Annotated in this window: 24 protein-coding genes; 14 read left to right on the top strand and 10 right to left on the bottom strand. The window is 41.1% G+C overall.

All coding sequences use genetic code 11. The features are described 5' to 3' along the window. Window positions 1–3: 3 nt before the first annotated feature. Entirely contained in the window at window positions 4–969 is a 966-nt protein-coding gene (locus ACSLUF_RS13870; protein WP_435623361.1) for an alpha/beta fold hydrolase, read from the bottom strand. Window positions 970–1,035: 66 nt separating this feature from the next. Next, entirely contained in the window at window positions 1,036–1,596 is a 561-nt protein-coding gene (locus tag ACSLUF_RS13875) for a TetR/AcrR family transcriptional regulator (RefSeq protein ID WP_435623362.1), read from the bottom strand. A gap of 215 nt (window positions 1,597–1,811) precedes the next feature. Between ACSLUF_RS13875 and ACSLUF_RS13880 the strand changes: the two genes are divergently transcribed. From ACSLUF_RS13880 to ACSLUF_RS13895, 4 genes are all read left to right on the top strand, one after another. Then, complete coding sequence (locus ACSLUF_RS13880; RefSeq protein ID WP_435623363.1) at window positions 1,812–2,543, top strand: hypothetical protein; 732 nt, start codon at window positions 1,812–1,814, stop codon at window positions 2,541–2,543. 70 nt (window positions 2,544–2,613) lie between these two features. After that, window positions 2,614–3,774, top strand: a complete 1,161-nt coding sequence (locus tag ACSLUF_RS13885) for an MFS transporter (protein WP_435623364.1) — start codon at window positions 2,614–2,616, stop codon at window positions 3,772–3,774. Window positions 3,775–4,023: 249 nt separating this feature from the next. Next, window positions 4,024–5,397: a S8 family peptidase gene (locus tag ACSLUF_RS13890; protein ID WP_435623365.1), complete on the top strand. Its 1,374-nt coding sequence runs from the start codon at window positions 4,024–4,026 to the stop codon at window positions 5,395–5,397. A 2-nt stretch (window positions 5,398–5,399) separates the two neighbouring features. Next, a complete protein-coding gene (locus ACSLUF_RS13895) occupies window positions 5,400–5,621 on the top strand; it encodes a hypothetical protein (RefSeq protein ID WP_435623366.1) in 222 nt (73 codons plus the stop codon). A gap of 12 nt (window positions 5,622–5,633) precedes the next feature. Here the strand turns inward: ACSLUF_RS13895 and hemL are convergent, their stop codons facing one another. Genes hemL through ACSLUF_RS13915 form a run of 4 tightly spaced genes read right to left on the bottom strand, consistent with a single transcriptional unit; the run spans window position 5,634 to window position 9,003 of the window. Further along, entirely contained in the window at window positions 5,634–6,914 is a 1,281-nt protein-coding gene (hemL, locus tag ACSLUF_RS13900) for a glutamate-1-semialdehyde 2,1-aminomutase (RefSeq protein ID WP_435623367.1), read from the bottom strand. Next, on the bottom strand, window positions 6,911–7,762 hold the full coding sequence (locus ACSLUF_RS13905) for a glucosaminidase domain-containing protein (protein ID WP_435623368.1): 852 nt from the start codon (window positions 7,760–7,762) through the stop codon (window positions 6,911–6,913). Before ACSLUF_RS13905 ends, hemL begins: the two co-directional genes overlap by 4 nt. After that, on the bottom strand, window positions 7,759–8,673 hold the full coding sequence (locus tag ACSLUF_RS13910) for a 1-aminocyclopropane-1-carboxylate deaminase/D-cysteine desulfhydrase (RefSeq protein ID WP_435623369.1): 915 nt from the start codon (window positions 8,671–8,673) through the stop codon (window positions 7,759–7,761). Before ACSLUF_RS13910 ends, ACSLUF_RS13905 begins: the two co-directional genes overlap by 4 nt. After that, a complete protein-coding gene (locus ACSLUF_RS13915; RefSeq protein ID WP_435623370.1) occupies window positions 8,674–9,003 on the bottom strand; it encodes a hypothetical protein in 330 nt (109 codons plus the stop codon). A 172-nt stretch (window positions 9,004–9,175) separates the two neighbouring features. On the opposite strand from ACSLUF_RS13915, the gene ACSLUF_RS13920 reads away from it, so the two are divergent. The 3 genes from ACSLUF_RS13920 to ACSLUF_RS13930 all read left to right on the top strand — a co-directional run bounded on the left by ACSLUF_RS13920 (window position 9,176) and on the right by ACSLUF_RS13930 (window position 11,864). Next, window positions 9,176–9,340, top strand: coding sequence for a DUF5522 domain-containing protein (locus tag ACSLUF_RS13920; RefSeq protein ID WP_435623371.1), 165 nt, complete (start codon window positions 9,176–9,178; stop codon window positions 9,338–9,340). 63 nt (window positions 9,341–9,403) lie between these two features. Further along, window positions 9,404–10,012, top strand: a complete 609-nt coding sequence (locus ACSLUF_RS13925) for a DUF4136 domain-containing protein (RefSeq protein WP_435623372.1) — start codon at window positions 9,404–9,406, stop codon at window positions 10,010–10,012. 94 nt (window positions 10,013–10,106) lie between these two features. Beyond that, a complete protein-coding gene (locus tag ACSLUF_RS13930; protein WP_435623373.1) occupies window positions 10,107–11,864 on the top strand; it encodes an aromatic amino acid hydroxylase in 1,758 nt (585 codons plus the stop codon). Here ACSLUF_RS13930 and ACSLUF_RS13935 read toward each other — a convergent pair. From ACSLUF_RS13935 to alaS, 3 genes are read right to left on the bottom strand one after another with little or no spacing between them, the layout of a single operon-like run. Beyond that, a complete protein-coding gene (locus ACSLUF_RS13935) occupies window positions 11,832–12,458 on the bottom strand; it encodes a DUF4230 domain-containing protein (protein WP_435623374.1) in 627 nt (208 codons plus the stop codon). The two genes, ACSLUF_RS13930 and ACSLUF_RS13935, sit on opposite strands and share 33 nt — an antisense overlap. Next, a complete protein-coding gene (locus ACSLUF_RS13940; RefSeq protein ID WP_435623375.1) occupies window positions 12,455–13,414 on the bottom strand; it encodes a GSCFA domain-containing protein in 960 nt (319 codons plus the stop codon). The genes ACSLUF_RS13935 and ACSLUF_RS13940 overlap by 4 nt, the downstream gene beginning before the upstream one ends. Next, window positions 13,411–16,026, bottom strand: coding sequence for an alanine--tRNA ligase (alaS, locus tag ACSLUF_RS13945; protein ID WP_435623376.1), 2,616 nt, complete (start codon window positions 16,024–16,026; stop codon window positions 13,411–13,413). Before alaS ends, ACSLUF_RS13940 begins: the two co-directional genes overlap by 4 nt. A gap of 105 nt (window positions 16,027–16,131) precedes the next feature. On the opposite strand from alaS, the gene ACSLUF_RS13950 reads away from it, so the two are divergent. The 5 genes from ACSLUF_RS13950 (at window position 16,132) to ACSLUF_RS13970 (ending at window position 19,317) form a co-directional block, all read left to right on the top strand. Beyond that, window positions 16,132–17,109 (top strand): M23 family metallopeptidase, encoded by a 978-nt coding sequence (locus ACSLUF_RS13950; RefSeq protein ID WP_435623377.1) that lies wholly within the window; start codon window positions 16,132–16,134, stop codon window positions 17,107–17,109. Then, a complete protein-coding gene (locus ACSLUF_RS13955) occupies window positions 17,109–17,438 on the top strand; it encodes a MerR family transcriptional regulator (RefSeq protein ID WP_435623378.1) in 330 nt (109 codons plus the stop codon). The genes ACSLUF_RS13950 and ACSLUF_RS13955 overlap by 1 nt, the downstream gene beginning before the upstream one ends. Before the next feature lie 64 nt (window positions 17,439–17,502). Next, entirely contained in the window at window positions 17,503–18,102 is a 600-nt protein-coding gene (locus tag ACSLUF_RS13960) for a LemA family protein (protein WP_435623379.1), read from the top strand. A 2-nt stretch (window positions 18,103–18,104) separates the two neighbouring features. Further along, window positions 18,105–18,542 (top strand): TPM domain-containing protein, encoded by a 438-nt coding sequence (locus ACSLUF_RS13965; RefSeq protein ID WP_435623380.1) that lies wholly within the window; start codon window positions 18,105–18,107, stop codon window positions 18,540–18,542. Continuing rightward, a complete protein-coding gene (locus tag ACSLUF_RS13970) occupies window positions 18,523–19,317 on the top strand; it encodes a TPM domain-containing protein (protein ID WP_435623381.1) in 795 nt (264 codons plus the stop codon). Before ACSLUF_RS13965 ends, ACSLUF_RS13970 begins: the two co-directional genes overlap by 20 nt. A 38-nt stretch (window positions 19,318–19,355) precedes the next feature. Here the strand turns inward: ACSLUF_RS13970 and ACSLUF_RS13975 are convergent, their stop codons facing one another. Beyond that, window positions 19,356–19,778 (bottom strand): nuclear transport factor 2 family protein, encoded by a 423-nt coding sequence (locus ACSLUF_RS13975; protein ID WP_435623382.1) that lies wholly within the window; start codon window positions 19,776–19,778, stop codon window positions 19,356–19,358. A gap of 213 nt (window positions 19,779–19,991) precedes the next feature. Between ACSLUF_RS13975 and ACSLUF_RS13980 the strand changes: the two genes are divergently transcribed. Further along, window positions 19,992–25,553 carry an alpha-2-macroglobulin family protein gene (locus ACSLUF_RS13980; RefSeq protein ID WP_435623383.1) on the top strand — a complete coding sequence of 1,854 codons (5,562 nt, stop codon included), beginning with the start codon at window positions 19,992–19,994 and terminating at the stop codon, window positions 25,551–25,553. A 99-nt stretch (window positions 25,554–25,652) separates the two neighbouring features. After that, window positions 25,653–25,874: a hypothetical protein gene (locus ACSLUF_RS13985; RefSeq protein ID WP_435623384.1), complete on the top strand. Its 222-nt coding sequence runs from the start codon at window positions 25,653–25,655 to the stop codon at window positions 25,872–25,874. Window positions 25,875–25,913 lie beyond the last annotated feature (39 nt).

The raw sequence follows: 25,913 nt of genomic DNA on the forward strand, positions 1-25,913 counted from the left end.
TGTTTATCGAATTTTATTTTTCCTCATAAAGCCATCAATATAGTTGGCTATTTCATCTCCTTTTTCTTCCAAGGCAAAATGACCCGTATTTAAAAGATGGAACTCAACATTTTTCAAATCCCTTTTATACGGATGGGCTCCAGAGGGTGGAAATATGAAATCATTCTTTCCCCATACGATTAAGGTGGGTACCTGATATTCTCTAAACAGTTTTTGCCATCCTGGATACTTATCTACGTTGGTACGGTAATCATAGAACATGGCCAACTGAATCTCATTATTTTCCGGACGGGTCAAATGTTGTAAATCGATGTTCCAGTTGTCCGGGCTTATTTTAGTACTGTCTTGAACCCCATGAAGGTATTGCCATTTAAGACCTCCTATTTGGTGAAATCCTTCCAATGCCTTGCCGTTCTCAGCGGTGTAATTGTTCCAATATTTTTTAAGAGGAATCCAAAAATCCGCCAAACCTTCGTCATAGGCATTTCCATTCTGGACTATGAATGCTTCAACTCGTTGTGGGTGCTTTTCAAAGATTCTGTATCCTACTGGTGCACCGTAGTCCATTAAGTATAGACTATAGCGATTTACTTCCAGCTGTACTAACAACTCATCAATAATCTCAGCGAATTTGTCAAAGGAATAATCGAACTCTGCCATAGGAGGTTGGGAACTTCGTCCATAACCTGGATAATCCGGTGCGATTAAATGGTAGTCTTGTGACAAATCTTCCATCAAATTCCGAAACATATGGGATGATGTTGGGTAGCCATGTAATAAGAGTATGGTAGGTGCATCTTTGGGGCCTGCTTCGCGATAAAAAATATCCAATCCCGCCACCTTTGCGGTATGATAGGTGGTTGGATAATCTTGTTCAGTTCCCCCTTTTTTCCTGTTTTGTGCATTAAGGTTTGCTGCGATTAATATCGCCAAAGTAAAAAGTGTTGCAATTGTTCTAGTAGTTTTCATTGTTTTAAAATTTATAGTTATCAATAAAATTACCGAACGTTCGGTAAATACTAATTTCAAAAATTTTTAGACTGTATATCTGTTTTCTATTTTAGCCAGTGCCTTTTGAAAAGGTTCGGTACTGTCCATGGCTTTGGCTAAAACCAAGCTTCCTTGAATTTCAATAAAAGTTTGCTTAGCTAACTCCATAGCTACTTTACGTTCCTTACCCATAGCTTTTCCCAGATGGGTAAATGCGTCCAGCCACTGGTTGATTCCTTTTCCTATCTTCTCACCGAAGAAGGACATTCCAGTATCCATGGATAAAGATCGATACAAACAAACCTCCCGTCCATCACCATACACTGCCGCAATATTGGATAGTGCCTCCTCCAATCGTTTAGAGGGGGATACTTCTTGATTAGATAAAACTCTCCATATATTGGCCTTTACTAAGGACTCCATATAATCCAGTACGGCATCCGTCATTTCTTTTTTCCCTCCAGGAAAGCGATGGTACAAACTGGCCTTTTTCAGTCCAGTGGCCTCAGCCAATTCATTTAGGCTTGCACCGTCGTATCCCTTGGAACGAAACACGGACATCAATCCATCCAATATTTCTTTATCTGAAACTTTTGCCATTCTCATAGGACAAATGTAGACATTATTTCAATTTTACCAAACGTTCGGTAAATTTTTAACTTATTTTAACTTCTCCCTCATTTCGAACGAAGTAAGAGATCTATAGAAGATAAATACACTTAATCCCTTTCATTTTTGCATTTAGCATCTTTTATCTATCTTGTTCTCAGCATATTCCCTCCCGCTTTATAAAAAGCTCCCCGAAACATATACTAACAACTATGAGCAAATACAAAACGCTCCACCTTTGGATGCTTATCCCTATGGTGTTGATGCAATTCGGGATTTTTAGGGATTACTGGGGGGATTTTACGGACAACGCTTGGTCCGTACACATCCATTATTGGACAGGAACCATTTGGTATCTATATCTGATTCTACAACCTTATTACGCGACCCATGGTCAATTGGCAAAACACCGAACCAATGGCATTATTGGGATGTTTTTGGCCGGTGGTGTGTGTATTACTGCCTTTAGTATGTTGTTCCGGGACATCGTAAATGCGGACCGCTCTGCTGAACTTCGGGATGCCTTTGGACCCTTTGAGCCTTGGTTTTTTATAGGAGTGGCAGCCGTTGAAATTGTCATGATCATTGCTTTTGGATACGCGGTTATAATGAGTATAATCAAAAGGAAAAGTTTGGAAAATCATGCATGGTGGCTCATCACTACGGTATTCATTATTATGATGCCCGCCTTAGGACGAGGTATACAGAACGTTTATGTTTTCTCACAGGTTGAAAACTGGCCTGACATTCCCATAATGCCCCCAGTGTATTTTACCCAGGGTTTGATTATTCTTCTTATTCTTCTGGCCGCTTGGAAATACCAAAAACTAAAACACCCAGCTACTTATCTGGCGGTCTTAGTGAATCTTTATACTTGTTTTTTGGAGCCCTTGGGCCGCTCAGAGGCTGTTGATGCGTTCTTGAGGTATGTGATTAAGGGATAGTACTTCCAAATTATAACCTACTTTCGTAAAGCTATCTCAACTCTTGCGACAGTTATCTACAAATAGAATTGTGAGTCCACCAAAGCACATCTTACCCACCATAGTTATCGCCCAGTTTTTTTGCACCTCTCTTTGGTTTGCTGGGAATGGTGTACTTACCAGTCTTTTGGCTGAACGGAATGTCGGAACTAGTTTGGGCAATATTACTGCTTCCGTACAAATGGGTTTTATCATTGGCACCCTTCTGTTTGCCATTCTTACCCTTACAGACCGTTTTTCGCCTTCAAAGGTTTTCTTGTGGAGTGCTGTTTTAGGCGCTTTGAGCAATTTAATTATCGTTTGGGATGGAGATGGCTGGGGTTATATTTTGGTTTCCCGCTTTGCCACAGGCTTCTTTTTGGCCGGGATCTATCCTGTAGGAATGAAAATTGCAGCAGATTACTTTGATAAAGGCTTGGGCAAATCCTTGGGCTATCTAGTCGGCGCCCTGGTGGTAGGAACCGCATTGCCCCATTTTTTAAAATGGCTTACCGCCCTGTTCCCCTGGGAATACGTTATATATACAACATCTGCCCTTGCTGTAGCCGGAGGAGTTTTAATGGTCACTTTGGTTCCTGATGGGCCTTTTCGAAAACCCAGCCAACATTTGGATTTAACGGCCTGTTTTTCCATTTTCAAAAAGAAGGATTTTCGGGCAGCCGCCTTTGGGTATTTTGGTCATATGTGGGAACTCTACACTTTTTGGGCCTTTGTTCCCTTTTTGTTGGGACTATATACGGAATGGCATGGAATAATTTCTTTTAGGGTCTCTTTTTGGTCCTTTTGGATCATAGCAATTGGCGGATTGGCATGCGTATTGGGGGGGTATGTTTCGCAGCGCAAAGGCCCCAAACCTACCGCTGCCACTGCCCTATCTCTTTCAGGAATTTGTTGTTTGCTATCACCACTTGTATTAGTTCATGCTTCTCTGCCTGTTTTTATCCTTTTCTTGTTGTTTTGGGGCATGGTGGTTATCGCTGACTCCCCTTTATTTTCCACTTTAGTGGCTCAAAGCGCTCCTCCTAGTGTTAAGGGAACAGCGCTCACCATTGTAAACTGTATCGGTTTTTCCATCACTATTGTGAGTCTTCAAGTGATATCTGCCTTACAAGATTACTTACCTCCGCACTATCTTTTTTTGATTTTGGCCTTTGGTCCACTTTTTGGATTGATAGGTTTGTTTAGAAAATAAGCGAAGTGTCTTTTAGGGAAAATCTTGCATTTTTTTAAGGATTTATAGCAACGAAAAAAGTAAAGGATTTAGTAAATTGAAAACTCTCACCAACTAGCCCGACCCATATTGTTTTGTGGAGATGTGAATGATAATTCCATCCATCCTATTCCAAAATTGGAGCCCTGCCCATATGTTTCATAGTGTTAGCATGGGGTATAATTACAAAACAGAGAAAGAATAGTATCAACCCCAAAAATTAAAGCTACAATGGCCAAAGTAAAAGTTTTATTAGAGTTACCTGAGCATACTTCCCAATCCTTTGAAACCTTTGAACTAATGAGTCAGTCAGAGGCCGAAAGTGTAAAGGAGTCCGAAAAAATGCTAACAAATATGTCTGGACTCGGGATAGAGGCGACCGGCGAATTTGCCCCCATTCCGATGTACGAAGGAAAGTCATACACCAAGGCCTTATCCGAGTTTTCTGTTCCTACCACTAATAGTGATATGGAATCTTCCTCTGTAGTAATCCCTTGTGAGGTTGATTATAAGCACTTTAACGATATGCAGAAACGGAAAGAGGTGAAAATCTGGCCAAATTCTGAATTGACCCTATTTGATACTGAAAAATCAAACGAACACATTTTGGACCTAGCCAATTCTGCGCTTGGATTGGATTGTCGTCCCTTTAGGGAAGGCGTCCCCATTGCTGACATTCGCACCCTACTTTCGGTTGAATCGGTTTGGAATGACGGATTTAGAGGTCAAAATATTGTCGTCGGAATCGTAGACGAAGGAGTCAATGGTGAGACCTATCCCGTAGTTGGTGGTTTTTCTAGGGTAGGAGCCAGTCGCCAACCCGGAAGTGCCCCGATAACCAGCCATGGTTCCATGTGCGCAGCCGATGTTCTTGTCGCTGCTCCCGCCTGTAAAATTTATGATTATCCTTTTTTGGGCGTTCAAAACTCAGGAGGGGCAATGGCGATGTTTCAAGCCATTCTGAATCAGAGAAGAATAGACGGAACCCCTCATATTACCAATAATAGTTATGGATTTGTCGGGAAACCCGATAAACAACTTTTTCCAACCCATGAAGTCTGGGACATAAACCACCCCATACACCGAAAAGTTCGGGAATTGGTTAGTGCAGGGATTCATATGTTTTTTGCGGCAGGTAATTGTGGACAGGAATGTCCCTCGGGAAGTTGCCATCCTTCAGGAATTGGCCCTGGTATTTCAATACATGCCTCCAATAGTTTGGAAGAAGTAATTACGGTTGCTGCAGTAAATAGTAGGCACGAAAGAATTGGGTATTCCTCCCAAGGACCGGGAGGTTTTTTCGACGAGAAGCCAGATGTGGCCGCCTATTCCCATTTCTTTGGTAATTTTGGTCCAGGAAGACCTGCTGGAACGTCTCAACCCTATGATAATGGAACTTCGGCAGCTACTCCGGTTGCTGCGGGCGTTGCTGCACTTTTATTAAGTTCTTTTCCTAATTTGAGTCCAAAAGATTTAAAGGATACTTTGATACAAGGGGCGATAAATTTAGGCAGCCCCGGATGGGATTCGAATACAGGGCATGGAGTCGTTAATGCCGGAAGCGCTTATCGGAGTCTATGTCGAGGAAATACAGAAGAAATTTAAGTATGGATTGGCTTATTGTTGTACCTAAAAAAACGGACCTCAGGAAATTGAAAGAAACCCTTTTGACTATGAAGGTGGAATTCAACGGTGAGTTATCGCATACTGAATTGGACGGAACCGATTATGTACTGGAGGTAAAAGCAGATTTGGATTTTCCCAAAAAACTTGAAGACATGGACGCTTCTCTCAAGGTATATCCAAATTCCCAAATTGATTTATATTAAAATACTTGAAACCTAAAACTCACAATGCCGAACGGCCTCAATGGTCTTATCCAAATCAGCATAGCTGAGAGCATCATTCAAAAAGTAACTTTCAAAAGCAGATGGAGGTAGGTAAACTCCTTGCTTGAGCATACCGTGGAAGTATTTTTTAAAGCTATCATTGTTTCCTTTAGCAGATGAAGCGAAATCGACAACTGGTTCTTCGCAAAAATGGACGGAAATCATGCTGCCAAAACGATTGATTTGGTGTGCGATTCCCCTTTCCGTCAACACTTCGGCAATACCCTTGTGCAAATGCTCTGTTTTATTGGCTAAACTCGTAAAAACCTCTGGTTTGTTATTCAATTCAGTGAGCATGGCCAAGCCAGCACTCATAGCTAATGGATTTCCACTTAAGGTTCCCGCTTGGTATACTGGACCTTCTGGGGCCAAATGAGCCATGATTTCAGCTTTAGCAGCAAAGGCACCCACCGGTAATCCTCCCCCTATCACCTTTCCGAACATCACAATATCCGCATCAATGCCCAAAGCTTCCTGAGCTCCACCTTTTGCTAATCGAAATCCGGTCATTACCTCATCAAACAACAACAAAATACCTTCTTGTGTACAAAGTTCGCGAAGTCCTTGTATAAATTCATCCGAAGGAATAATACAACCCATATTGCCCGCCACAGGTTCCAAAATAATGGCGGCTATCTCTTCTTTATTCGCTTCAACTAAGGCTTTTACCCCTTCTAAATCATTATAATTCGCAAGCAGCGTGTCTTTTGCTGTGCCTTGGGTAACCCCGGGACTATTTGGGCTTCCAAAAGTTACCGCTCCGCTCCCAGCCTGAATCAAAAAAGAATCAGAATGGCCGTGATAGCATCCAGCAAACTTGATGATTTTGTCTTTTCCTGTATAACCTCTTGCCAATCGTACTGCGCTCATGCAGGCTTCCGTGCCGCTGTTCACAAAACGAATCTTGTCGATATTGGGCACCATGGAAACTGCCAATTGAGCCAATTCTGTTTCAATTTCTGTCGGCATTCCAAAGGAAGTTCCTTTTTTGGCCTTTTCAATCACCGCGTTGATGACAGGTTCGTATGCATGACCTAAAATCAGCGGTCCCCACGACGCTATATAATCTATCAATTGATTGCCATCCTCATCATAGAGATAGGCTGCTTTGGCCTCTTTGACAAATATGGGATCGCCTCCTACCGCTTTAAACGCTCTTACAGGTGAATTCACCCCCCCTGGAATGTATTTCTTGGCTTCAGCGAACAATGCGCTGCTTCTTTGGTAAATCATTTGGATTTTTCTTTCCTAATATTGAGTACTTGTCCTATGGAAATCGTATTGCTGGTCAGATTGTTGAGACGTTTCAATTCGTCAACGGAAATGGCATATCGACGTGAAATGGCATACAGAGTATCGCCTTTAGCCACAATATGAGTGAAAACATCATATTGTTTAGGTTCCCGAACCGTGTTTAGCCCTCCTCGAACTACTTCTTCATCATAAGCGTCCAAATCGTATCGCTCAATAAGGGCAATCAACTTTTGAGGGTATTTTCTATCCGTGGCATAACCTGCCTGTCGTAATCCATATGCCCATTTTTTATAATCATCTCTCCGATAATTGAACAGGAATTTATACCGAGAACGGGTGGTCAAAAAGATACTATGATCTCTGAAGGAGTACATAGGATGATTGTATTTCCGAAAACACTCTCCTTTGGCATCATCATCATGAAAGTCGAACTCCCCATCCCAACCGGTATGGCATTTAATGCCGAAATGATTGTTGGTTTTTCGAGTAAGTTCGCCACGACCCGAGCCACTCTCCAAAATCCCTTGCGCCAGTGTAATACTAGCGGGAATGCCAAAAGCCCTCATTTCATATTGGGCCATTTCAGCAAAAGTTTCGATATACTCTTGGGTATCAGCTATTGGAAACTTTACAAACCGTCCTGGATTTTCCGGTAAAGGATACAATTCGGATTCCTTGGGGCCATCTTTTGGTAATCCTGTATTAGGGTTTCGTGGGCTTTTATTTTGAACTACAGGTTCATTTTCTTTGGAAACCACTCTTTTCTTGGAACCACAACTGGCCACCAAGAGACTAAAAATCAATACAACTCCAATTCTTCTTGTCATATATCCAACTTAGGTAGGTTTTTTCGTTTTAATTCAAGATTCATGCCTTGAATTCCTTGAAGGCCACCACTATGAATGGCCAAGATTTGAGAGCCCGGTTTAAAAAAATCCTTTTGGATTAGGTTGATGATGCCAAACAGCATCTTGCCTGTATAAATCGGGTCCAAGGGAATGCCTGTTTTTAACTTGAACTGATTCATAAAATCAATTAAGTCTTTGTTGATTTTGGCATATCCCCCAAAATGATAGTCAGAAATCAATTTCCAATTGTCATTTCGGGCAAATTTAAGAATATCTTCTTTTAGAAAATCGCCCTTGAGGGCTGGAAAACCCAAAACCGTCTGATAGGATTTTGCCGAATTAATAAGCCCAGATAGTGTTCCGCCAGTACCCACACAACAGCAAATGAAATCAAATTGGGCATCATTTTCGGTCAAAATCTCCTCACACCCTTTAACCGCAAGTGTATTTGTACCCCCTTCTGGAAGCAGATAAAACCGCCCAAAGTTTTCTTCTAATTCCGTCAAAAAATTTGGATGTGTTTTGTTTCGATACGCTTCGCGGGATACAAAATGAAATTGCATTCCATTTTCATGTGCCTGTTTTAAGGTTGGATTTTCCCTCCAACTACTCGAAAGCTCTTCTCCACGAATCACTCCAACCGTTTTTAACCTGGCTTCTTTTCCGGCATAAGCTGTTGCCGCAATATGATTGGAATAGGCCCCGCCAAAGGTAAGCAAAGTATCAAACCCTTTATTCTTGGCCTCAATTAGATTGTATTTTAACTTTCTGTATTTGTTCCCAGAAATGTAGGGATGGATGGCATCTTCCCTTTTTATAAAAAGTTTGACTTGCTTTTCTTGCAATTCAGGTAGTCGTACTTCTTGATTGGGAATAGGTTGTGGATGCATTTATCGAACCAAATAATCCACAAAACTGAAGGCTTTTCTATGGGAAAGGTACTCAGGATTCTTTTCATTGGCATAGGCCTCCCGTTCAAAACTTATATTTTGATAGGCTCTGTAGCTATTCAAATACAGCACCGTGCGCAAAAGCCATTCGGTCAGGTATAGAAGATAAAAAGGAACTATTAGCAATTCCCTCTGCTGACGAAGATGTATTCGCTCATGATTGATTAACACCTCATCATTTTTTAGTTCATCTTCCTTCAGGATGATGAAAGGCCATAAAGACAAGCCGACATAGTTGCGGTAAAAGAAATGCTTGAAGATAACGATCATAGCAAAAATCCTACATCCAAAGATAACTGTTTAAAATGCTAGAAAGTATGCATATCCGATGAATAACATTAACAATTTCGGTGAATAACCCAGTTTGCCCGTATAGTCTAGATTTTTAGGCCGTTTCGGGCAATTGGCGTATTTTTAAAATATTAATGTTGGATAATAAACTATGAAAAAGTTGATTCCCTTGGAAGAAGGGGATTTTTACCTCTCCGAAGAGGGATATAAGGTGTTTACCGAACAATATCATCTAAAACGTGGATATTGTTGTGAAAGTGGATGCAGGCACTGTCCTTACGGATATAATAAAAAGACAAATAGTCGTTCTGTTTAGCTTTCTTCGGCACAATATTTGTGCTATTGAAATAAGGATTCAATGAACTCAAAAAAAAGTACTATGAAAAGATTAAAAGAATTTACACTACCCATTTTGGCCTTGGTTTTTCTGGCCTCCTGTTCATCGGTCAAGGTAATTACGGATTACGATAAAGAAGCAAATTTCAATACGTTTAAAACCTATGCTTTTTATAAAACCGGTATTGATAAAGCTGAAATATCAGATTTGGATAAAAAGCGAATATTGAAAGCTATTGACGTGGAGATGGCAGCAAGAGGTTTTGTTAAATCCAGTCAGCCCGACGTTTTGGTAAGCATCTTTACCAAAGAACGTGAAAGAGTCGACGTGTACAACAACAATTTTGGCTTCGGATGGGGCGGATTTGGCTGGGGTGGCTTCGGATGGGGCGGAGGATTTTACAATCCTTGGTTGTTCGGCCCTGGTTTTGGATGGGGTGGAGGTTTCGGACCTAACGTCACCACACGCACAGAAGGATCTCTTTACATTGATGTTATAGACACCAAGAAAAAAGAGTTGGTCTGGCAAGGTCGTGGAGTAGGCACCTTGAACAACATCAAGAATATTGAGAAAAAGGAAAAAAGAATAAAACAGTTTGTTTCGGAAATCCTAGAAAAATATCCTACTGCTTCGCAGTTGGCTGCAAACTAAGAATACTGGCCGCTCCACTTGGAGCGGTTTTTTTATGTCCATCCCCTTTGAGCGAAAAGGATTTCGTATTTTTAAGGCTACTTAAATTCTAGTAATGGCATACGAGTCTAACCCCATATTGGATAAACTTCCAACGCATCTCAAGCAATTCATAAAACCTCAGAATTACGAGCAATATTCGGCCATTGACCAAGCCGTTTGGCGCTATGTAATGCGTAAAAATGTGGATTATTTGAGCAAAGTGGCGCATAGCTCCTATGTAGAAGGTTTGGATTTGACTGGTATTTCCATTGATGACATTCCAAATATGTATGGAATGAACCGTATTTTAAAGGAAATCGGGTGGGCTGCGGTTGCTGTAGATGGATTTATTCCGCCTTCCGCCTTCATGGAATTCCAAGCGTATAATGTTTTGGTCATCGCTTCTGATATTCGACAATTGCAAAACATAGAGTATACCCCGGCACCAGATATTATACACGAAGGTGCAGGGCATGCTCCAATTATTGCCAATCCAGAATATGCAGAGTACCTCCGGCGTTTTGGGGAGATTGGGTGTAAAGCGATATCCAGCGCCAAAGATTATGAATTGTATGAGGCCGTGCGGCACTTATCCATCATAAAAGAGGCTCCCGGAACCCCTCAAGAAGAAATCGATGAAGCTGAAAAGCAAATCGAATATCTTCAAGAGAATATGGGGAAACCCAGTGAAATGGCCCTGATTCGTAACTTGCATTGGTGGACCGTGGAATACGGATTGATAGAAACACTTGAAAATCCTAAGATATATGGAGCAGGCTTACTTTCTTCTATTGGAGAAAGTGAATGGTGCCTCAAAGAAGACGTTCGCAAATTACCATACACTATTGAGGCGGCCAATACGTCTTTTGATATCACGAAACCCCAACCTCAACTTTTCGTTACACCTAATTTTGCCCATCTCAGTCAGGTTTTGGAGGATTTTGCCAACACCATGGGCCTTAGAACAGGTGGACTCTCAGGAATTCAGAAACTTATTGAATCAAAGGCCTTGGGCAGTGCCGAACTAAGTACAGGGATTCAAATTTCTGGTCAGTTCCATAGTATCATTGAACATGATGGAGAACCGGTTTACATCCGAACCGTGGGCCCTACGGCTCTAGCCTATCGGGAAAAAGAATTGGTGGGTCATAGCACCTTGGACCATCCAGAAGGTTTTGGGTCTCCAATTGGAAAACTCAAAGGAATCAACTTGGCCATTGAAGATATGGGGCCCAGAGACCTACGTGCCTACAATATTTTTGAAGGGGAGAAAGTAGCCTTGGAATTTGAAGGGGGAGTCAAAGTGGAAGGTACCATTGTTACTGGAACGCGAAACCTTCAGGGCAAAATCATATTAATCACTTTTAAAGATTGCACCGTCACTCATGATGGGACTTTGCTGTTTCTACCCAACTGGGGATATTACCATATGGCGGTGGGACAGAAAGTGGTATCTGCATTTAACGGCCCTGCGGATTTGAAAAGTTTCGACCTGATAACCCATGAATTGACCGAGACTACGATAAAACCGAAAAAAGACGAGTCTAGATTACGTTTGGAGGAATACTACGAACAGATTCGAGATATACGAGTCGGCAAAAACTCTACCGTATCCAGGCATAAGGTTTTTCAAGCGCTCCAAAAAAATTATCCTTCGGATTGGCTTCTGGCCGTGGAAATCTATGAGTTGGCCAAAAAGAACGGAGAATCCAAATTCGAAAAAGAAATATTAAGCCATCTGGAGCAAGTCAAACAAGATAACCCTAAAGTAGGTCATCTTATTGACGATGGTATTGAACTAGTCAACCAAAGTTTTTCCAAGGTTGAATAGCACATCTGGACTGTTAATCTCTTCTCCCTCATAGACCAAAGTCCAGCCTTGGGATTGGGTAAGTATGTAAATTTTAGAAAGCTCACTCAACAATCGGTTTTCAGCATTCGAAAGGAGTGTTGATGATTCAACCTTCTTTAACAATGAGGATTTGACATTTTCCTTTATCGCATTATAATCTTCCGCGCCAAAAGGATTGAAATAATCGGCATTGATGTCATAATATTCAAAGTCTGGATTGACCTTAATTTCCGGTGAAGGCAAGCTTGTCAATCTCAAAATTCGATTTTCCTCATCCAATTCGTACTGCAACTTACTTAAATCATAACCTATGGTTACTTCTGCGTTGACTACTACCAAAGCTTTTTTCTCGGCGGTAAGCCGTGTACCGAACAGTTCTTTGGAATCTTGATAATTGTACACCTCAGAAAAATGACCCTCGGATACAATCAATTTGGACACATTCTTTAACTCCTCTTGAATGAGCAAGGAACTCTCCTTCAATATCCTTTTTTGCTCATTATTCTCTGCGCAGGACTTGTATATCAATACCGATGTTAAGGCAATTAAGGCACCGGCAAGTACTTTTTTCATTTATTAAAATTTATAGAAGGATACTTTTTTTGAAGATACTCAATTTTTGACTGAAGGTTTTTTTGAAACTTTCCATGTGCTTTTGAATCGGCATTGAATGGTTTATGGGACAAACCTCTCTGAATACTTTCAACCTCGTCCATAAAATCATAGACTTTCTCGGAAATCCATGCCGACTTGAACTTTTGCCAGATATAATCAATAGCCAATTCGTTGGGGTGTACCATATCTTTTCCGTAGAAACGATAATCTCGGAGTTCATCCATTACGATTTCATAGCTAGGGAAATATTGGCATCCGGGACCCTCTTCGGAAGCTAAAAACCCATGCGCTGCAGCAATTAAATGCGCTTTACTTTGTTGATTTTCCACAAAACCATCTTTAAGATGTCGAACAGGGGAAATGGTAAAAACAATTTGAATGTCTTGGTTAATGGATTTCACCAAAGTCACGATATTCTTCAAGCTCCCCATTATTTCTTCTACGGAAAGTAATTTCTTTTCAAACTCTTTTTGCGGCGCTTTGTGGCAATTGGCTACGGGATTGCTCTTTGATTTGTGTTGGTACGTCCACGCTGTGCCTAACGTAATGAAAATATGAGAAGCTTTTTTCACATAGGAAGCCGTGCTCTCCAAACTTTGATTTAAACTATTCAGAAGCGTTTCCCGGGAAAGCGCGTTCATCTGGGAGTGGGCATCAAAACAGCTCCAAACATCCCCTAGTTTGAAAACTTCTTGTTTGGTATATGGTTTTTGAGAAATGGCTCGTTCCAAAAGGTTTTCAATCGCCAAGGAATGAAACAGGATTCCAAACGGGTTTTGGAGTATATTAAATTTAAAATAATCCAACTTATCCCCAATGCTTTCAGAAAAACAGGACCCCAGAAGCAAAGATTGACTTTCATAATCTAAAAGATTATGGTTTTTTCGAAGCGGGATTATCGTTTGAAGTTTCATTCCAAGAAGGCTTCCACAGCTTTTAGCGCATCAGGAATTCCAGATGGATTTTTACCTCCAGCGGTAGCAAAAAAGGGCTGACCTCCTCCTCCGCCTTGAATATGCTTGCCGAGCTCACGTACAATTGTACCGGCATTCAAGCCCTTGTTTGAGGCCAAATCCTTCGAAATATAGCACCCAAGCAAAGCTTTACCTTCCTTTTCCGAAGCCAACAGCAAAAACAAGTTAGACGTCTGCCCACCTATTTCAAAAGCCAAGTCTTTTATTCCCGCTGCATCCAAATCTACTTTCTTTGCCAAAAACTGAACGCCATTTACCTCTTTCAGTTCAGAAATCAACTCGCTTTTCAATCCTTTCGCCTTATCCTTCAGCAACTGCTCCACTTGCTTACGTAGGGCCGTATTTTCTTCTTGAAGACTCTCGACAGCTTTTACCGGGTCTTGGGCCTTGTTCAAAAGGTCTTTTATCTCATAAAACATGCGATTGTTCTCAAAATAGAACTTCCTAACCGCATCCGAGGTGATTGCTTCAATTCTTCGAATTCCAGCTGCTACGGCTCCTTCAGAAACAATCTTAAAATGCCAGATATCCGAAGTGTTCTTTACATGGGTTCCTCCACATAGCTCGATGGACTGCCCAAAACGCACGGTACGCACGGTATCCCCATACTTTTCGCCAAATAGGGCCATTGCTCCATCGGCCATCGCCTCTTTTAATGGTACGTTCCTATTTTCTTCCAAAGGAAGCTTCCCCTCGATGCGTGCATTTACAAAATTTTCCACATCACGAAGTTCCTTGACCGTCAATTTGGAGAAGTGGGAAAAATCGAAACGCAAATATTTGGAATGTACCGCCGAGCCTTTTTGTTCCACGTGGTTCCCTAAAACTTCTCGAAGTCCCTGATGCAACAAATGGGTAGCGGTATGATTGCTTGCGGTTCTCCAACGCTGCTTTTTATCTACTGAAGCTTTGAAGTCCCCGGTAATATCCTTTGGTAAGTTCTCTGCAAAGTGGACAATTTCATTATTCTCTCTTTTGGTATCGATAATATAGGTTACATCCCCATTGGAAGCCTCTAAATACCCTTTATCACCCACTTGTCCACCACCTTCGGCATAAAAAGGAGTCAAATTGAAAACCAACTGATATTGCTCCCCTTCTTTCTTTGTACTTACCTTTCGATACTTCACAATCTTAACCTCGGTTTCCAGACTGTCGTATCCTATAAACTCCTGCTCAGAGTCTGAGGTAAGAATGGTCCAATCTTCTTTGGACACCTCAGAAGCGGCCCTAGACCGATCCTTTTGTTTCTGAAGCGCTTTGTCAAACCCATCTCTATCCAATTGCAAGCCTTTTTCCTCAAGAATAAGTGCAGTCAAATCAATCGGAAAACCAAAAGTATCATAGAGTTCAAATGCCTTTTCGCCAGAAATGGTTTTATCCTTGGTTGAAGAAATTATGGATTCCAAGAGCACAAGACCTTGTTCCAATGTTGATAGAAACGAGTTTTCTTCCTCCTTAATTACATTTTCAATCAATTGGTATTGCTCCACCAGTTCTGGGAATGACTTGCCCATGGTTTCTCCCAACACTTTTACCAATCGATACATGAAGGGTTTGGAGGTATCTAAAAACGTAAAGCCGTATCGTATTGCTCTACGAAGTATTCTTCGGATTACGTAGCCCGCACCAGTATTGCTTGGCAATTGTCCATCCGCAATAGCAAAACTTACCGCTCTGGCATGATCTGCCACTACGCGAATAGCAATATCCACATCTTCACTCTTCCCATACTTATGCCCTGTAATGGTTTCTATTTCGCGAATAAGTGGAGAGAACACATCGGTATCATAGTTGGATTTTACGCCTTGTAATACCATGCAAAGACGTTCAAATCCCATACCTGTATCCACATGTTTTTCAGGAAGGTTTTCCAGACGACCGTCTGCTTTGCGATTGTATTGCATAAAAACCAAATTCCAGATTTCTATGACCTCTGGATGGTCTTGATTCACCAAAGTGGCTCCAGGTACTTTTTCCTTTTCCTCTTTTGAGCGGATATCCACATGGATTTCAGAACAAGGACCACATGGACCTTGATCACCCATTTCCCAAAAATTGTCCTTTTTGTTGCCCATTATGATGCGACTCTCAGGAACAATCGCCTTCCACAAAGCGAAAGCTTCTTGGTCCATTTCTAGGTTATCTGCATCATTACTTCCCTCAAACACCGAAACATAAAGACTGTCCTTATCAATTTGATAGGTCTCTGTCAATAGTTCCCATGCCCATTCAATAGCTTCCTTTTTGAAGTAATCCCCAAAACTCCAGTTCCCCAGCATCTCGAACATGGTGTGATGGTAGGTATCTTTGCCCACCTCCTCCAAATCATTGTGCTTTCCACTAACCCTAAGACACTTTTGCGTGTCGGCTATCCTCTTCGATTTAGCTTCTGAATTTCCCAAGAAAAACTCCTTGAACTGGTTCATCCCGGCATTCGTGAACATCAAGGTGGGGTCGTCCTTTATGACCATAGGAGCTGAAGGAACAATCTTGTGTTCCTTCCCTTTGAAAAAGTTCAAAAACTGCGCTCTAACTTCTTGGGATGTCATTGGATTTGCTAGGGTTTTATTAAATTTAACACTTTGTACAAAACAATCTTTATATTTGTTTGTTTTGATAAAAAAGAATGGGCAAAAATAGGATAATTTCCCTTCATGCATAAAGTTAAATACTATTACGACCCCGATACACTATCGTATCGAAAGATAGAACCTAAAAAGTCGAGAAAATATAGAAATCTCACCTTCTTTATTTTAGGTTCCGCCCTTTTTGGATTTTTGGCCCTTATTATTTTATTGAACACCAGTTGGCTCAATACGCCTAAAGAACTTTCTTTGGAGCGGGAAGTCAACAACTACGAGCTTCAGTTTGAAATCCTTAATCGCAAAATGGAGCAAATTGAACAGGTCTTGGCCAATATTGAAGATCGTGACAACAACATTTATCGCCTTTATTTTGAGGCTAATCCCATTCCAGAAGAACAGCGTAGAGCCGGATTTGGAGGGGTAAATCGTTACAAATCTCTGGAAGGGTTCAATAATTCTGAAATCATTACCAATGCCACCAAAAGGTTAGACATTATTCAAAAGCAAATGGTCATCCAATCCAAGTCTCTGGATGAGATTGCTAAACTAGCCGAAGAAAAAGAAAAACTGTTAGCTTCCATTCCTGCCATTCAGCCTGTCCGCAATGAGGACCTTACTCGAATGGCCTCCGGTTTTGGTTGGCGCTCAGACCCATTTACCAAGGCTAGAAAAATGCACCGGGGAATGGACTTTACCGCTCCCAGGGGGGTACCCATCTATGCCCCGGGCGATGGAAAAGTCACTCGTGCTGACAATAGATCATCGGGATATGGTAAGCATATCCGTATAGATCATGGGTATGGGTACATGACCTTGTATGCTCACCTAAGCAAATACAACGTTAGTGTGGGTCAAAAAGTAAAAAGAGGCGACTTGATTGGTTTTGTTGGTAATACAGGACGTTCTGAGGCTCCTCACTTGCACTACGAAGTTTGGAAAGATGGGGAACGTATCAATCCTATTAACTTCTACTACGGAAGTTTGACGGCCGAAGAGTTTGAAAATATGCTCAAGTTTGCCAACCAAGAGAATCAATCCCTCGATTAATGCACGTAGACCTTCCTGAAAAGCGATACTATGGCATTGGCGAAGTGGCCAAAGCCTTTGGTGTGAACACTTCCTTGATTCGTTTTTGGGAAAAGGAGTTTGATGTGCTTCAACCTAAAAAAAATGCGAAGGGTAATCGAAAGTTTACTCCAGACGATATTAAAAATCTACAACTCATCTATTATTTGGTAAAAGAACGAGGATTTACCCTGGAAGGTGCCAAAATTCATTTAAAAGAAGAAAAACAAAAGACCCTTTCCAATTTTGAGGTCATTCAAAAACTACAAAAGGTAAAGGCTGAGCTGTTGAAAATCAAAGATCAGCTCTAAGTGTAACAAAATCCAATAGCTACACACCTATCTAACAACTATAACAAACACTAAACAGAAGAAAATGAAAAAATGGTTAATTCCCTTAATTGTAATCGGGGTTATAATCTTTGCGGTTTTTAGTTGGACGAAAAGTTTTTATAACAAGACAATAAATCTTGAAGAAACAACAAAGCAACAATGGGCAAAAGTAGAAAGCTCTTATCAACGCAGAAGTGACTTAATCGGAAACTTGGTAAAAACTGTTCAAGGCGCTGCTGATTTTGAAAGAGGTACTTTAAAGGATGTCATTGAGGCCAGGGCGAAAGCATCATCAATTAGTATTGACCCAACGAATATATCCCCTGAACAGTTATCTGCATTTAATAGTGCGCAAAGTGGACTTTCCAGTGCATTAAACAAGTTGCTTGTAGTTGTAGAACGTTATCCTGAATTGAAAGCGAATCAAAACTTTTTAGAGCTTCAGTCACAACTTGAGGGGACAGAAAATAGAATTAATGTAGCACGAGATAGGTTCAATGAATCTGTTCAACCCTATAATGAACATGTTAGAGATTTTCCAAACAATATTCTTGCTGGCATATTCGGTTTTGAAAAAATGACATATTTCGAAGCGGAATCAGGTGCTGAAAATAATCCCGATGTCGATTTTCAATTTGATTAACTATGTCCCAAGTTGAACAGTTTCTTTCTGCCAAAGAAGAGCAGGAAATCGTTAATGCCATTCTGGAGGCTGAAAAAAATACTTCCGGTGAGATTCGCGTACACATCGAAGCAAGTACCAAAATGGACCATTTTAGCAGGGCCCAACAGGTATTTCATTTCTTAAAAATGGACAATACCAAAGATGAAAATGGGGTGCTACTTTATGTTGCTGTGGATGACAAAAAATTCGTCATTTATGGAGATAGTGGTATTGACCGAGCTGTCCCAAGGGGTTTTTGGGAAAGCACCAAAGAGGTGATTTCCTCTCACTTTCATGATGGTAATTTCAAAGAAGGAATAGTACAGGGCGTTTTAATGGCAGGTAAGGAATTGGAAGCACATTTCCCTTGGGATCATGGGGATATCAATGAATTGAGTGATGAGATTTCCAAAGGCTAGTTTTTTTGTCTTATTATTTCTCACTTCCGCACTAAGTTGGGGTCAATTTACCATTCCCGATAAACCAAAAAATCAAACCAGTGTTTATGATTATATAGGCCTCTTATCCAACGGTCAAAAAAGAGCACTGGAACAAAAGCTCATTCGATACTCGGATAGTACCTCTACGCAAATTGTAGTGGCCATCATAAGTTCTACAGAAGGTGAAAACATCAATTTTTTGGGAGCGCAATGGGGCCAAAAGTGGGGTATTGGCCAAGCCAATAAGGATAATGGAGTTTTAGTCCTATTGGCCAAAGAAGACCGCAGAATTGCAATCAATACAGGGTATGGAGTTGAAGGTGCTCTGACAGATGCACTCTCCAAACGGATTATAGAATCTATTATTATTCCCGAATTCAAACAGGGTGATTATTACTCAGGGCTTGACAAAGGGAGCGATGCTATATTTCAAGTACTTTCTGGGGAGTTTAATGAAGACAGAACCTTTTCAAATGGTGAGGGTTTTCCTCTTAAGGCACTACTTCCTTTTATTATCTTTTTCATCATCCTCATCATTCTTTCCCGAAGAAATCGAAACAACCGAGGAGGCAACAACAGAGGTGGAAGAGGTTCTGGATTAGATATTTGGGACATGATTATCCTAAGCAATATGGGTCGAAGCTCTCGCTCTTCCGGTGGGGGATTCGGTGGAGGAGGGTTTGGTTCCGGTGGATTTGGCGGTGGATTCGGCGGTGGAGGATTTGGTGGCGGCGGCGCCTCAGGAGGTTGGTAGACCCCCTTAAATCCAAATTGCACAGTAACTTTTGATTTTTATTTTAAAGCAGCCTGACGGTAAAAAATCTTATTGACAATTTTCCACTCTCCGTCAATCTTCAACAAATTCATGTAGTCTATGAAGGTGAACGTTGGATAATCAATCTCCAACCTTGCATTTGCCGCATGACCTGATATGGTGATATCCGCAATTCGGGTTTTTCTGTTTTGTTTGGGTTTTGAAGCATCCATGCCAGAAAAGAATTCCAAGGCATTCACTTCCTTGTAGCCATCATTGGTGATGTACTTCATGGTTGCGGTTTCGTGAAAGGCCTTCTTTAAGGTCGCATAATCGTTGTTGGTGCCACCTTCCAAATAATAATTAACGGTCTGGGCCACCAATTGATAATCGGATTCTTGAGCTTGACATACTGTGAAAATTCCTACTGAAAAAAATACAAAAAGAAGAGAGCGTAACATGATTGTTTATTTTTTTGGTTGTGAATGGACTGAAATTATTAATAATATGGCTTGCCCTAGGATTTTAAATCATAAATATTTCCTAAGGTTCAATCCAGAATGAAAAAAACGTTCGTACATCTTATCACACCATTCATAAACTCACCTAGCCCCAACTTTCTTTTTTGAGCTATCTTGTCTGTGGTGAAGTTTAATTTCATTAAAACCATAGACATGTCGCGTTTCCTTAGAATTCTCCTATCTACCCTTTTGATTCTTTCCTTTTCCTGCAAAAAAAAGGCTCCCGATTCTGAAACGGATAATCTCTTTAAGTTCAAAGACTACATAAGTTCTCATACCCATGGTCATAAGAGCATAGCGAGTCCAATTTCAATACTGTTGGCCAAGCCGTTGGACCAATTTGAACTTACCCAAGAACTTCCTAAGGAATATCTGAAAATCACCCCAAAAATTGAGGGACAACTTTCCATAGAAAATGGAAGGGAACTGACATTTCAACCTTCCGAATATTTAAAACCAGATACAGAGTATGTAGCAACCTTAGTGCTGGATAAACTTTTTGAAGACATTACCAGTGAATTCAAGGAGTACACCTTCAGTTTTAAGACCATTACACCAAATTTCAGTATCAATTTGAGCAATTTACAATCCTACAGCAAGGAATGGCAATACCTCACTGGAACCCTTAACGCTTCCGATTTATTGGAAGCTTCAAAAATAAAATCGGTGCTTCAGGTAAAACAAGGAGAAAAACCACTTACTGTAAAATGGGAAAGTGCAAATACGAACGCGCAATATTTCAGTTTTAAAATAGATAGTATTTCCAGAAAGACCGAAGATTCGGAATTACAAATTAGCTGGACCGGAAAAGACTTGGGAATAGACAACTCAGGAGAAGAGGAATTTACAGTCCCAGGTCTCAACAAATTTGTTGTCGTTGATGCCAAAACAGCATCGGCCCCCAATGCAGCATTAACCCTCAATTTTTCTGAACCCCTAAAACAGAATCAAAACCTCAACGGATTGGTTACCATTGAAAATGCGGAAAGTCTTCGTTATGAAATTGATGGGAACCTGCTTAAGGTATATCCAACCAATCGGATTTTGGGAGAGGTTCGGGTAACAGTTTTTGAAGGTATCAAAAGCGAGTACGGTTTTAGTTTAAAAAATACATTTTCTGAACTCGTGTCCTTTGAGCAATTGAAACCCAACGTACGACTCATATCCAAAGGCACCATTCTGCCCAATGCCACTTCCACTCCTATTTATTTTGAGACTGTAAATCTGTCCGCCGTAGAGGTTCGGGTAATCCAAGTATATGAGGACAATATGCTTCAATTTCTTCAGGGAAACAATCTAACCTCGAGCTATAATCCAGACCTTAGGGCTGTCGGTAGAAGAGTGGCATATAAAGTAATTCCCCTTTTGGAAAACGGTTCAGAAAATACAAGCTACTGGAAAGCGCATGCCCTGGACCTCTCAGAACTCATAAAAATCAATCCAGGATCTCTATATCGCGTTGAATTCAGTTTCAAAAAAGAACATACCACTTACGATTGTGGTGATACTACCTCAGAAGACAATTCAGATGCATTGACTGACAATGAATCTTCCCAAAGTACCGAAAGTATCGAGGAGCGCTATTGGGATAATGAAATCTATTATTGGAGAAACTACAATTACAATTGGGAGGAACGCGACAATCCTTGTCATTCAGCATACTATAACGAAAACAGAATTGCAACTACCAACCTATTGGGAAGTGATTTAGGCCTAATTGTAAAAAAAGGCAATAATAGATCCTATCACTTTGCTGCGACAAATTTGATTTCCACCAAACCTGAAGCAAAAACTTCCATAAAATTGTACAACTATCAGCAGCAATTGTTGGGAGAAATAACCACTGATGCTTCTGGTTTTGGTATTTATGATGGCGAAAAGAACGTGGCCTTTGCCGTAGCGCAAAAGGACAATAACTACGCCTATGCCAAATTAGCAGATGGGAACTCACTTTCCATGAGCAAGTTTGATGTTTCCGGGGAAAGCATTCAAAATGGGCTTCAAGGTTTTATGTATACGGAAAGGGGCGTACATCGTCCAGGCGATACTGTGCATTTGACCTTTGTCATGGATGATAAAGGCAACCCTATCCCAGATGACCATCCTGTTACCTTGGAAGTAAGTGATGCACGAGGTAAACTTGTACAGCGAAATACCCTTCGAAATGAGTCGTTGCCCGTTTCAGAAGGCCTTTATGCCAAAAAAGAAGGTGATTTTTACTATTTCCCCATTCCCACAAAACCAGAAGCACCAACTGGAACCTGGAATGCCAAAATTATTGTTGGTGGAGCGGAATACAACAAAAGCTTAAAAATCGCCACCACAAAGCCCAATCGCCTTAAGGTCAACTTTTCCTTTGATAATGAAGTACTACAGGCCAATGAACGGAATACTGGAAAGGTAGCTGTTCAGTGGTTGCATGGAGCTCCTGCACGTAATTTAAAGGTAGATATCAACGCCAAAATTGGAGTTGCTTCAAATGCTTTTCCAAAATTCAATACGTATAACTTCCAAGACCCTGTTCGGACATTTTCGGAAACAGAAGAGCAATTCATCACATCACAGTTGGATGGTAATGGAGAGCTAAATATCAACAAGAAAATCTCAGCCAACAGAAGAGCACCAGGAATGCTCCAAACTACCTTCACTACCAAGGTGTTTGAAGGAGGTGGGGATTTTTCCATCGATGTATTTTCTAAAAAGCTATCCTCATTCACCCATTTTGTAGGATTGCGTTCGCCTAAAGCCAAACGTTACGGTTCCTATCTAACGGATGAAAATACAACTTTTGATGTGGTAAGTGTGGATCCCGAGGGCAAAACAGTTGGAAATAGGAAACTTAAAATACAGGTATTCAAGATTGAATGGCGGTGGTGGTGGAATCGTGGGTACGACAATCTCTCTCGTTATGAAAATGCTACTGTACATCGTCCTTTCCTGGAACAATCCGTTAGTACTGGTTCTGACGGCAAGGGCAGTTTCAAAATCAACATCCCGGATGAAGATAGGGGTCGCTTCCTGATTCGTGTAATTGACGAAAATTCAGGTCATGCCACTGGACGTACGGCTTATTTTTATAAAAATTGGTGGAAAAGGCCTTCTTCTGGAGATGCGGAAAGTTCTAAAATCCTAGTTTTCTCGGCCGATAAGGAAAATTACGCCTTGGGGGAAGATGCTGTAGTCACATTTCCATCCGATAGGGGCGGACGTGCTCTATTGAGCATAGAAAATGGTACAGAAGTGTTGTCCCAGCAATGGATTGAAACCTCCGCTCAGGAGACTCAGGCCAAAATCCCCATTACTTCAGAAATGGCCCCAAATGTTTATGTCCATATTTCCCTGTTGCAACCTCATGGACAAGTCAAAAACGACCTCCCCATTCGTTTATATGGAGTTGTACCTATAACTGTTGAAGATCCTTCAACCCGTTTACAACCTAAATTGGAAATGCCGTCGGTACTAAAACCGGAAAAATCTTTTGAGGTAAAAGTTTCCGAAGTCAATCGCAAAGCCATGACGTATTCCCTCACCATTGTGGATGAAGGTCTTTTGGACTTAACGAGGTTTCGTACACCCGATATCCACAGTGCCTTTTATGCTAGACAAGCCTTGGGAGTTAAAACCTTTGACATTTTTGATGATGTCATGGGCGCTTATTCCATAAGTGTGGACAATATCTACGCCATTGGCGGAGGTGGTTTTGCTGAAGGGGCAAAGAATAGAAAGGCACAGCGTTTTAAACCCGTGGTGCATTATTTAGGGCCTTTTACCCTTAAATCGGGAGAAAAAACATCGCATACCATCAACATGCCCAATTATGTTGGGTCTGTACGGACTATGCTCATTGCTGGAGACGCGAATAGCGCTTACGGAAAAACTGAAGAAACCACTCCTGTACGCAAACCTCTCATGGTGCTCACTTCTTTACCCAGAAAACTCTCTCCAGGAGAGAAGGTGACCATTCCTGTTACCGTTTTTGCCATGGAAAACAAAGTGAAAAACGTAAAAGTGTCCATTGATACGAGTCAAGCTTTGGAGCCCTTGGGGCCAACTTCAAAAAATATTTCATTTGATGCCGTGGGAGAACAAATTGTGAACTTTGATTTTCGTGTGAACCCATCCCAATCTTTCCAAACCATTAAAGTAAGTGCAACGGGGGCAGGTGAAAACGCTTCGGATAAAATTGAAATTGATGTAGAAAACCCAAATCCTATAACAACCCGAAGTGAATTGTTCACACTAAATGGGAACCAAATGCAATCCATTCCTTTGGAAGTCTTTGGAACTTCTGGAACCAATTCGGCCTCTTTGGAGTTTTCTACCCTACCCCCAATGGATTTTTCCAAACGTATGGACTATTTGGTGCGTTATCCCCACGGTTGCGTGGAGCAAACCACCTCCTCGGCGTTTCCACAATTATTCTTGTCAGATGTTTTGGATATCACCTTCGATACCAAAAAAGACATAGAAAAGAACATTAAGGCTGCTATTAAAAGGCTAGGAAATTTTCAAACATCCAATGGCGGTTTGAGCTATTGGCCGGGGTATAGAGATGCCGATGATTGGGGTACCTCCTATGCCGGTCATTTTATGTTGGAAGCCAAACAAAAAGGCTATCAATTACCATTAACCTTTTTAAGCAATTGGTTACGCTATCAAAAACAAAGGGCTAGACAATGGAGCAATCAACAAAGCGCATATAATGATGACCTGAATCAAGCATATCGCCTATACACCTTGGCTCTTGCCCAACAACCAGAGCTTGCTGCAATGAACCGTCTTCGAGAAACGAGAAACCTAAGTAACGAAGCTAAATGGAGGTTAGCGGCTGCGTATGCCTTGGTAGGTAAAAAAGAAGTGGCTGAAGACTTAGTCCAAACGGCCAATATCAATTTTGTGCCCAACGCTTACAATTATAGAACCTATGGTTCTGTATTCAGAAATAGGGCCATGGCCTTGGAAACTATGGTAATTCTAGGTGATTCCCAGCAAAGGGAACTGGCAATGTCGTTGGCTAAAAACCTATCATCCCAACGATGGTACAGCACCCAAGAGACGGCCTATGCCTTATTAGCCATGGCTAAAATGGTTTCCAAAAATGGAGGTAAAGCGATTCACCTATCTTACACCTATAATGGAAAAGAGGTAGAAATAAAAACGGATAGGGCCATTGCTCAACGACCTCTACCGATTACTTCAACAAATGCAAACATTGAAGTCAAAAATAGTCAAGACAATACCCTGTTCGTGACACTAGAACAAAGTGGAAAACTGCCAGTGGGACAAGAACTGGAAGAACAGCAGAATCTTAGATTATCGGTAGCCTATTTGGATGCTATTGGAAATTCAATTGATGTAAGCCAGTTGAGGCAAGGAACTGAACTGGAAGCAAAAATCACGGTATTCAACTCAAGTAACGATTATGTTGACAACATTGCTGTGACCCAAATTGTTCCTAGCGGTTGGGAAATTGTGGATACCTCCTATGCAGGCACTTCAAGTACCAACTCAGCTAAAGCTGATTATATTGATGTTCGTGACGACCGAACCCATTTTTACTTTGATTTGGGAGCCAAAAAATCGATAACATTCTCGGTAAAACTCAATGCTTCCTTTTTGGGCGATTATTATTTGCCGGGATCACAAGTTGAGGCCATGTATGACAATACTTTTTATGCAAGAAATAAAGGAAAATGGATTTCTGTAGTACAATAGCATGTAGGATGAAGGTTAAACAAATGAAGGCAATGGCGTTAATGTTTCCCAATTTTTTCAAGGGGTTGATGAAGTTTCGTAATTTCTCAAAAAAAAGGCATGAAAATTTCGGTAATGAGTTTGGTGGCCTTCACCACCTTGGTTTTGGTAACCCTCGTCATCATGGCGAGTATGAACTTTCCCTTCAATTGGGTGTTTTATGTGACCATTTTTGGTCAGGGTTTGGTAGTTTTTCTAGTGTATCGCGTACTTACCGAGGACTATGATACGGAGAAAACTTTCGAACATTTCTATGAGGACTATCCTATGGACCAGGACTAATTGTATTACCCCCTTTTTAGGGCAAATTAATCGTATTTG

Origin of the sequence: Flagellimonas sp. (genome assembly GCF_965601775.1) — a bacterium.
In the GTDB taxonomy this organism is placed as follows: Bacteria; Bacteroidota; Bacteroidia; order Flavobacteriales; family Flavobacteriaceae; genus Flagellimonas.

Coding starts and splice junctions, on each gene's coding strand:
- ACSLUF_RS13970 (WP_435623381.1), top strand. CDS start 18,523: ATGAGATTTCCAAAGGCTAGTTTTTTTGTCTTATTATTTCTCACTTCC.
- ACSLUF_RS13915 (WP_435623370.1), bottom strand. CDS start 9,003: ATGATCGTTATCTTCAAGCATTTCTTTTACCGCAACTATGTCGGCTTG.
- ACSLUF_RS13890 (WP_435623365.1), top strand. CDS start 4,024: ATGGCCAAAGTAAAAGTTTTATTAGAGTTACCTGAGCATACTTCCCAA.
- ACSLUF_RS13895 (WP_435623366.1), top strand. CDS start 5,400: ATGGATTGGCTTATTGTTGTACCTAAAAAAACGGACCTCAGGAAATTG.
- alaS (WP_435623376.1), bottom strand. CDS start 16,026: ATGACATCCCAAGAAGTTAGAGCGCAGTTTTTGAACTTTTTCAAAGGG.
- ACSLUF_RS13940 (WP_435623375.1), bottom strand. CDS start 13,414: ATGAAACTTCAAACGATAATCCCGCTTCGAAAAAACCATAATCTTTTA.
- ACSLUF_RS13960 (WP_435623379.1), top strand. CDS start 17,503: ATGAAAAAATGGTTAATTCCCTTAATTGTAATCGGGGTTATAATCTTT.
- ACSLUF_RS13985 (WP_435623384.1), top strand. CDS start 25,653: ATGAAAATTTCGGTAATGAGTTTGGTGGCCTTCACCACCTTGGTTTTG.
- ACSLUF_RS13930 (WP_435623373.1), top strand. CDS start 10,107: ATGGCATACGAGTCTAACCCCATATTGGATAAACTTCCAACGCATCTC.
- ACSLUF_RS13910 (WP_435623369.1), bottom strand. CDS start 8,673: ATGCATCCACAACCTATTCCCAATCAAGAAGTACGACTACCTGAATTG.
- ACSLUF_RS13905 (WP_435623368.1), bottom strand. CDS start 7,762: ATGACAAGAAGAATTGGAGTTGTATTGATTTTTAGTCTCTTGGTGGCC.
- ACSLUF_RS13935 (WP_435623374.1), bottom strand. CDS start 12,458: ATGAAAAAAGTACTTGCCGGTGCCTTAATTGCCTTAACATCGGTATTG.
- ACSLUF_RS13880 (WP_435623363.1), top strand. CDS start 1,812: ATGAGCAAATACAAAACGCTCCACCTTTGGATGCTTATCCCTATGGTG.
- ACSLUF_RS13955 (WP_435623378.1), top strand. CDS start 17,109: ATGCACGTAGACCTTCCTGAAAAGCGATACTATGGCATTGGCGAAGTG.
- ACSLUF_RS13950 (WP_435623377.1), top strand. CDS start 16,132: ATGCATAAAGTTAAATACTATTACGACCCCGATACACTATCGTATCGA.
- ACSLUF_RS13980 (WP_435623383.1), top strand. CDS start 19,992: ATGTCGCGTTTCCTTAGAATTCTCCTATCTACCCTTTTGATTCTTTCC.
- hemL (WP_435623367.1), bottom strand. CDS start 6,914: ATGATTTACCAAAGAAGCAGCGCATTGTTCGCTGAAGCCAAGAAATAC.
- ACSLUF_RS13870 (WP_435623361.1), bottom strand. CDS start 969: ATGAAAACTACTAGAACAATTGCAACACTTTTTACTTTGGCGATATTA.
- ACSLUF_RS13965 (WP_435623380.1), top strand. CDS start 18,105: ATGTCCCAAGTTGAACAGTTTCTTTCTGCCAAAGAAGAGCAGGAAATC.
- ACSLUF_RS13925 (WP_435623372.1), top strand. CDS start 9,404: ATGAAAAGATTAAAAGAATTTACACTACCCATTTTGGCCTTGGTTTTT.
- ACSLUF_RS13975 (WP_435623382.1), bottom strand. CDS start 19,778: ATGTTACGCTCTCTTCTTTTTGTATTTTTTTCAGTAGGAATTTTCACA.
- ACSLUF_RS13920 (WP_435623371.1), top strand. CDS start 9,176: ATGAAAAAGTTGATTCCCTTGGAAGAAGGGGATTTTTACCTCTCCGAA.
- ACSLUF_RS13875 (WP_435623362.1), bottom strand. CDS start 1,596: ATGAGAATGGCAAAAGTTTCAGATAAAGAAATATTGGATGGATTGATG.